At 71.4% G+C, this 7,253-nt stretch carries 5 protein-coding genes; all 5 read left to right on the top strand.

What is annotated here, in order from left to right:
• Positions 1-407 (top strand): alpha-glucosidase C-terminal domain-containing protein (locus Q8A52_RS14455; RefSeq protein WP_316751849.1); only part of this gene is annotated, 407 nt, incomplete at its 5' end.
• A 31-nt stretch (positions 408-438) separates the two neighbouring features.
• The gene (locus tag Q8A52_RS14450) at positions 439-1,803 is read left to right on the top strand and encodes a maltokinase N-terminal cap-like domain-containing protein (protein WP_316751847.1); all 1,365 of its coding nucleotides are present in this window, start codon (positions 439-441) and stop codon (positions 1,801-1,803) included.
• A gap of 4 nt (positions 1,804-1,807) precedes the next feature.
• Positions 1,808-4,018: a 1,4-alpha-glucan branching enzyme gene (gene glgB, locus Q8A52_RS14445; RefSeq protein WP_316751844.1), complete on the top strand. Its 2,211-nt coding sequence runs from the start codon at positions 1,808-1,810 to the stop codon at positions 4,016-4,018.
• Positions 4,019-4,040: 22 nt separating this feature from the next.
• A complete protein-coding gene (locus tag Q8A52_RS14440) occupies positions 4,041-5,138 on the top strand; it encodes a glutamate--cysteine ligase 2 (RefSeq protein WP_316751842.1) in 1,098 nt (365 codons plus the stop codon).
• 160 nt (positions 5,139-5,298) lie between these two features.
• Positions 5,299-7,203 (top strand): AMP-dependent synthetase/ligase, encoded by a 1,905-nt coding sequence (locus Q8A52_RS14435; RefSeq protein ID WP_316751840.1) that lies wholly within the window; start codon positions 5,299-5,301, stop codon positions 7,201-7,203.
• Positions 7,204-7,253: the final 50 nt, after the last annotated feature.

Here is a 7,253-nt window from a genome sequence, read left to right as displayed (position 1 = left end):
CGATCATGGACCCGGTCTACGGCTACCAGGTCACCAACGTCGAGGCCTCCATGTCCTCCCCGTCCAGCCTCCTGCACTGGACCCGCCGCATGATCGAGATCCGCAAGCAGAACCCCGCCTTCGGACTCGGCTCGTTCACGGAACTCCAGTCCTCCAACCCCGCGGTCCTCGCCTTCCTGCGCGAGTACGAGGACGACCTGGTCCTGTGCGTGCACAACTTCTCCCGCTTCGCACAGCCGACCGAACTCGACCTGCGGGTCTTCGACGGACGTCATCCGGTCGAGCTCATCGGCGGGGTCCGCTTCCCCGCCATCGGTGAACTGCCCTATCTGCTCACCCTCGCGGGCCACGGCTTCTACTGGTTCCGGCTCTCCCGAGTCGCATCCCGGATCGGCCGACGACGCTGAGCGCGCGGCACCGAGGAAAGGAGGCTTCACCATGACGAAGACCGTTTCCGTCCGGCCGAGGCACTGGACCGGTTCCGACCGGCCCACGGCCTCGCTGACCGGGCTGCTGCGCGAATGGCTGCCCGGGCAGCGCTGGTTCGCGGGCAAGGACCGGCCCGTCACGGAGCTCTCCGTGCTGTCCATGACCGAGCTGTTCCCGGGCTGTCTGCACCTGCTGGTCCAGGCCGGACAGGGCGGGGTCCCCGCCCCCGTGGGCACCCCAACGGCCGGCGACTGCTACCAGCTCCTGCTCGGCGCGCAGCAGCATCCGGCACCGCGCCTGGGCCGGGCCTACATCGGCCGGCCCGACGAGGGCCCGCTGGCCGGTCTGGCGGTGTACGACGCGCTGCACGATCCGCGCTCGGCCGAACTGCTCCTGGAGCGGCTGCGGCAGCCGGGCACGGCAGGCCCGCTGCGCTTCGAGACCGACCCGGCCGTGCGGGTGCCCGGCGCACTCGCACCGCGTCTGCTGGACGCCGAGCAGTCCAACTCCTCGCTGGTGTACGGCGACGCGTACATCCTGAAGGTCTTCCGGCGCATCCAGCCCGGGGTCAACCCCGACCTGGAGGTGTCGGGGGCGCTGGCCGCACAGGGCTGCACGCGCGTGCCCGCGCCGGTGGCCTGGTTCCGGACCACGCAGCCCTGGCCCGCGACACTCGGCGTGCTCCAGCCCTTCCTGCCCGGCGCCGACGACGGCTGGACGCTCGCCCTGCGGGCGCTCGCCTCGGGCGACGACTTCACCAGGGCGGCGCACGAGCTGGGGCGGGCCACGGCCGAGGTGCACCTGGCGCTGGCCACGGCCTTCCCGTCGGGTGTCCGGGGCGAGAACGAGGATATGGCGGAGGCGATGACGGCCCGGCTGGAGGCCGCCGTGCACTGCGTGCCCGCGCTGCGGCCGTTCGTCCCGGGGCTGCGCACCGCGTTCGGCGCGCTCGCCACCTGCGACGCCGGGCCGCCGGCCCAGCGAATACACGGTGACCTGCACCTCGGGCAGGTGCTGCGGACCGGCCCCGAGTGGTTCGTCATCGACTTCGAGGGCGAACCGTCCCGCTCGCTCACCGAGCGGCGCAGCGCCCAGTCCCCGCTGCGGGACATAGCCGGCATGCTGCGCTCCTTCGACTACGCGGCCCGGCAGCGCCGCCCCTGGCGCCCGGAGTGGGCCCGCCGCTGCCGGGAGGCCTTCTGCGCGGGCTATGCCGCCCGGGCCGGGTGGGATCCGCGCAAGAAGCACGCCCTGCTGCGTGCCCACGAGACGGACAGGGCGGTGTACGAAGTGCTGTACGAGGCCCGGCACCGCCCGGACTGGCTTCCGGTTCCCATGGCCGCGATCGAGCGACTCGCAGTACGGGGAGGCTGACCTCATGGCCCTGCGCGACACTTCACTCCCCGAGCACTCGGGTCCGCTTCCGCCCACGACCGTTCCACTGGACCCGATGGACCGTGAGCGGCTGCTGTCGGGCTCCCACCACGATCCGCACGCCCTGCTGGGCGCCCACGCGGTCCCCGGCGGGACCGTGTTCCGGGCACTGCGCCCCTTCGCCCGCGCGGTGAGCGTCGTGATCGACGGGACGCGCAACAGCCTCGTCTCCGAGGGCGACGGCCTCTTCGCCGCCGTACTGCCGTACGACACGGTTCCGCCGTACACCCTGCGCGTGGAGTACGAGGACGTCGAGCAAGAGGTGGACGACCCCTACCGTTTCCTCCCCGCTCTCGGCGAGCTCGATCTGCATCTGATCGGCGAAGGCCGGCACGAGCAACTGTGGCAGGCGCTGGGCGCCGAACCGATGACGCACCAGGGCGTGACCGGCACCCGCTTCACCGTGTGGGCGCCGAACGCCCGAGGGGTGCGGGTCGCCGGGGACTTCACCTGGTGGGACGGCACCCAGTACCCGATGCGTTCGCTCGGCTCGTCCGGGGTCTGGGAGCTGTTCCTGCCGGGCATCGGCGAGGGCACCCGGTACAAGTTCGAGATCACGTCGCGCTACGGCGACCGGTTCCTCAAGGCCGACCCGATGGCGCGGCGCACGGAGGTGCCGCCGGACACCGCTTCCGTCGTCACGGCCTCGCACTACGAGTGGGGCGACGCGGGGTGGATGGCGCACCGAGCGGACACCCCGGTGCACGAGGCACCGTTCTCGGTGTACGAGATCCACCTCCCCTCCTGGCGACCCGGTCTGACGTATCGTCAACTGGCTGACCAGCTCCCGGCGTACGTCAAGGACCTCGGCTTCACCCATGTCGAGCTGATGCCGGTCGCCGAGCACCCCTTCGGCCCCTCCTGGGGCTACCAGGTCACGTCGTACTACGCGCCGACGTCCCGGCTGGGCACCCCGGACGACTTCAAGTACCTGGTCGACGCCCTCCACCGGGCCGGCATCGGTGTGATCATGGACTGGGTGCCGGCGCACTTCCCCAAGGACGACTGGGCGCTGGCGCGCTTCGACGGGGATCCGCTGTACGAACCCGGGGACTCGCGGCGGGCCGAGCATCCGGACTGGGGGACGTACGAGTTCGACTTCGGGCGCATCGAGGTGCGCAACTTCCTGGTCGCCAACGCGGTGTACTGGTGCGAGGAGTTCCACATCGACGGGCTGCGCGTGGACGCGGTCGCCTCCATGCTCTACCTCGACTACTCGCGCGACTCCGGTCAGTGGACGCCCAATGTGTTCGGCGGGCGGGAGGATCTGGACGCGGTGGCGTTCCTGCAGGAGATGAACGCGACCGTCTACCGGCGGGCGCCGGGCGTGCTGACCATCGCCGAGGAGTCGACCGCCTGGGACGGTGTGACCCGGCCGACGGACAGCGGCGGTCTGGGCTTCGGACTGAAGTGGAACATGGGCTGGATGCACGACTCGCTGGAGTACATCCGGCACGAGCCGGTGCACCGCAAGTACCACCACAACGAGATGACCTTCTCGATGGTGTACGCCTACAGCGAGAACTACGTCCTGCCCATCTCCCACGACGAGGTCGTCCACGGCAAGCAGGCCCTGGTCTCCAAGATGCCGGGCGACTGGTGGCAGCAGCGGGCCAACCACCGTGCGTACCTGGGCTTCATGTGGGCCCACCCGGGCAAGCAACTCCTCTTCATGGGGCAGGAGTTCGCCCAGGGCGCCGAGTGGTCGGAGGCCCACGGCCCCGAGTGGTGGCTGCTGGACCCGGCGTACGAGGCGGCGGCGGACCACCGTGGGGTGCAGGACCTGGTCCGCGATCTCAACACCGTCTACCGCGCCCACCCCGCCCTCTGGCAGCGGGACACCGACCCGGCCGGCTTCCGCTGGGTCGTCGGCGACGCCACGGACGACAACGTCTTCGCCTTCCTGAGGTTCGACGGGCGCGGCACACCGTTGCTGGCCGTGTCCAACTTCTCCCCGGTCGTCCGCCACGACTACCGGCTCGGCGTCCCTGACGGCGTCGTCGCCTGGCAAGAGATCCTCAACACCGACAGCGCGCGTTACGGCGGCGGCGACGTCATCCACCGCGGAGCGCTCGTGCCGGACGACGGCGCGCTCCGGGTGACCCTGCCGCCCCTCGCCACGGTGTGGCTGGTCCCGCACCCGGTTCAGGAATGACCGAACGGGGCAGTCGGGGAACGTGCGTACCGTAGGAGTGGAGGAGGAACTCCTCCTGGTCGATCCCGCAACCGGCGAACCCCGGGCGATGTCCGCAGCGATGCTCGCCCGCGCCGACCGGGACGATCAGGCAGGGGAGGCGTTCGAGGAGGAGCTGCACAGCCAGCAGCTCGAATTCGCCACGCATCCGCAGGCGGACCTGGACGAACTGGCCGCGGAGATCGTCCGCTGCCGTGCGGAGGCCGCGCGGCTGGCCGGGGAGACCGGTTGCGCGGTCGCCGCGCTCGCCTCCTCGCCGCTGCCCGTCAATCCCTCGATCAGCGCCAACCGCCGCTACGAGTGGATGGCCGAGCAGTACGGGATCGCCGTGCACGAACAGATGGTCTGCGGCTGTCACGTCCACGTGGCGGTCGAGTCCGACGACGAGGGCGTCGCCGTCCTCGACCGGATCCGGCCCTGGCTCGCGGTGTTGACGGCGTTGAGCGCCAACTCCCCTTTCTGGCAGGGGAGGGACAGCGGGTACGACAGCTATCGCAGCCGGGTGTGGCAGCGCTGGCCGTCGGCCGGGCCGACGGAGGTCTTCGGCTCGGCCGAGCGGTATCACGAGCGGGTGACGGACATGATCGCCACCGGTGCGCTCCTCGACAAGGCCATGATCTACTTCGATGCGCGGCTGTCCGACCGGTACCCGACGGTGGAGATCCGTGTCGCGGATGTGTGTCTGCACGCGGACACCACGGTCCTGCTGGCCACCCTGGCACGCGGGCTGGTGGAGACGGCGGCGCGCGACTGGCGGGCCGGCGCGCAGCCGGCGGGGCAGAGCGTGAGCCTGCTGCGGCTCGCCGGGTGGCGGGCGGCGCGCTCGGGACTGTCCGGGGAACTGCTCCACCCGCAGACCATGCGGCCTGCGCCCGCGGAGTCGGTGCTGCGGGACCTGCTGGAGCACATTGCGGACCCGCTCGCCGACACCGGTGACAACGAGCGTGTGCAGGAAGCGTTCGAGGCGCTGCTGCGGCGGGGCAACGGCGCATCGGTGCAGCGCAAGGCGCTGGAGCGGACCGGGAGTCTGCGCGACGTCGTCACCGAGTGCATACGGCACACACAGCCGGGACGGTCGTGAGTGCGCGTCTTACGGGAAGCCCTCGGACACGTCTAGATCATCAGTCGGCGACGACTTGACCGTTCCAGGCGCCAAACGACGTCGCCTCGGATACATTCGAGCACCGCCGACCACGGTACTGATCGGCAGTGTCACCCTCCGTACATCCCGGGAGCAGCGCATGCGCGACTTGGCCCTCGCTCCGGCGGCGGTTCCGGCCCTGACCGGCGGACTCGCCGACAGCGTCTTCGACATGGCGGTCCGCAACCCCACTTTGCCGGTGCTCGCGCGCCGCCCGGACGGTGCCCTGGCCACCTGGGAGGAGGTGACGGCGGTCGAGCTGCGGGACGAAGTGGTCGATCTGGCCAAGGGGTTGGTGGCGTGCGGGATGTCCCCGGGCCACCGGGTGGCCGTCATGTCCCGGACGCGGTACGAGTGGACGGCGCTCGCGTACGCCCTGTGGGCGGTCGGCGCGGAGGTCGTGCCGATCCATCCGGCATCCTCCCGGGAGCAGGTCGAGTGGATCCTCCGGGACGCCGAGTGCGTGGCCGTGGTGGTGGAGGACGAGCAGGGCGTCATGACGGTCGGCACCGTGTGCGCGGCCCTGCCGCGGCTGCGGCACGTCTGGCAGTTGGACGCGGGGGCGCTGGCCCATCTGGCGGAGCGCGGCCGGTTCATCCCGCTGGCCACGGTGGAGTCGCTGCGCCGGATCGTGCTGCCGGACTCGACGGCGGCCATCGCCTACACCTCGGGCACCTCGGGCCGCCCGATGGGCTGCGCGCTGACCCACCGCAGCCTGGCGCATCCGTGCGACACGCTGTTCGCGGGCTGGGGGCATACGGCGGCGCCCCCGGGAGAGCAGCCGTCCGTCCTGGCCTTCCTGCCGTTCTCGCATGTCTACGGCCTGATGATCCAGGTGATGTGCGTGCGCGGCGGGGTGCTGATGGGCCACGAGCCGGAGATGACCGAGGCGGCCCTGGCCTCGGCCCTGCGCAGCTTCCGGCCGACGTACTTCTACGCCGTGCCGTCGCTGTTCGAGAAGCTCTACAAGACGTTTCTGCGGACCGCCCAACAGTCGGGCCGGGGTGCCCTGTTCGAGCGGGCCGCGGAGACGGCACGGGACTTCGCCGAGGCCGAGGAACGCCGGCGCCTCGGCATGGGGCCGGGCCCCGGGTTCGACCTGCGGCTGCAACACGCCCTGTACGAGCGGACGGTGTACCGAAGACTGCGTGGCGTGCTGGGCGGCCGGGTGGTCCGGGCCACCTCCGGCGGCTCGTCGCTCAGCCGTGAACTGTCCCTGTTCTACGAGGGCATCGGCATCTATGTGCACGACGGCTACGGGCTGACCGAGGCCGGCGGAGGCATCACCATGCAGCCGCTGGGCCGGGAGAAGTCCGGGACCGTGGGGCAGGCACTGCCGGGCACGGAGATCCGGGTCGCCGACGACGGGGAGCTCCTGGTGCGCGGCCCGTCGGTGTTCCAGGGCTACGTCAACGACGAGCCGGCCACGCGGGCCGCGCTGCGCGGCGGCTGGCTGGCGACCGGGGACATCGGGCGGCTCGACTCCGAGGGCTATCTGACGATCACCGGCCGCAAGAAGGACGTCATCGTCACCAGCAGCGGCAAGAGCGTGGCCCCGGCGCCGCTGGAGCAGCGGCTGCGGATGCATCCGCTCGTCCACCAGGCGGTGGTGGTCGGCGACGACCGGCCCTGCGTGGGGGCCCTGATCACCCTGGACCCGGAGTATCTGGCGCACTGGCGGACGGCGCCGGCGCTGCAGCCCGACACGCCCGGCCGGCAGGCACGGGAGGACAACGCGCTGCGAGAGGAGATCGCGCGGGCCATCGCGGCGGCCAACAGTGCGGTGTCACGCTCCGAGTCCATCCGGGTGTACCGGGTGCTCCCCGAGCCGTTCGACCCGGCCAACGGACTGCTGACGCCCTCGCTGAAGCTGCGCCGGGACGCCATAGTGCGGCACTACGCGGCCGAGATCGACGCGATGTACCAGGTCCGGACCCGCGCCGCACACCGGCCCGCCCTGGAGGAGCCGGCCGACTGGGACGACTCGGACGACGTGTTCCGGTGAGGAGCGGCCGACCCTGGGAACTCGCACGGTGGGACGGATGAGCACCGACA

Source organism: Streptomyces herbicida, from assembly GCF_032656585.1.
GTDB lineage: Bacteria > Actinomycetota > Actinomycetes > Streptomycetales > Streptomycetaceae > Streptomyces > Streptomyces herbicida.
This window is presented reverse-complemented; position numbering and strand designations above follow the sequence as displayed.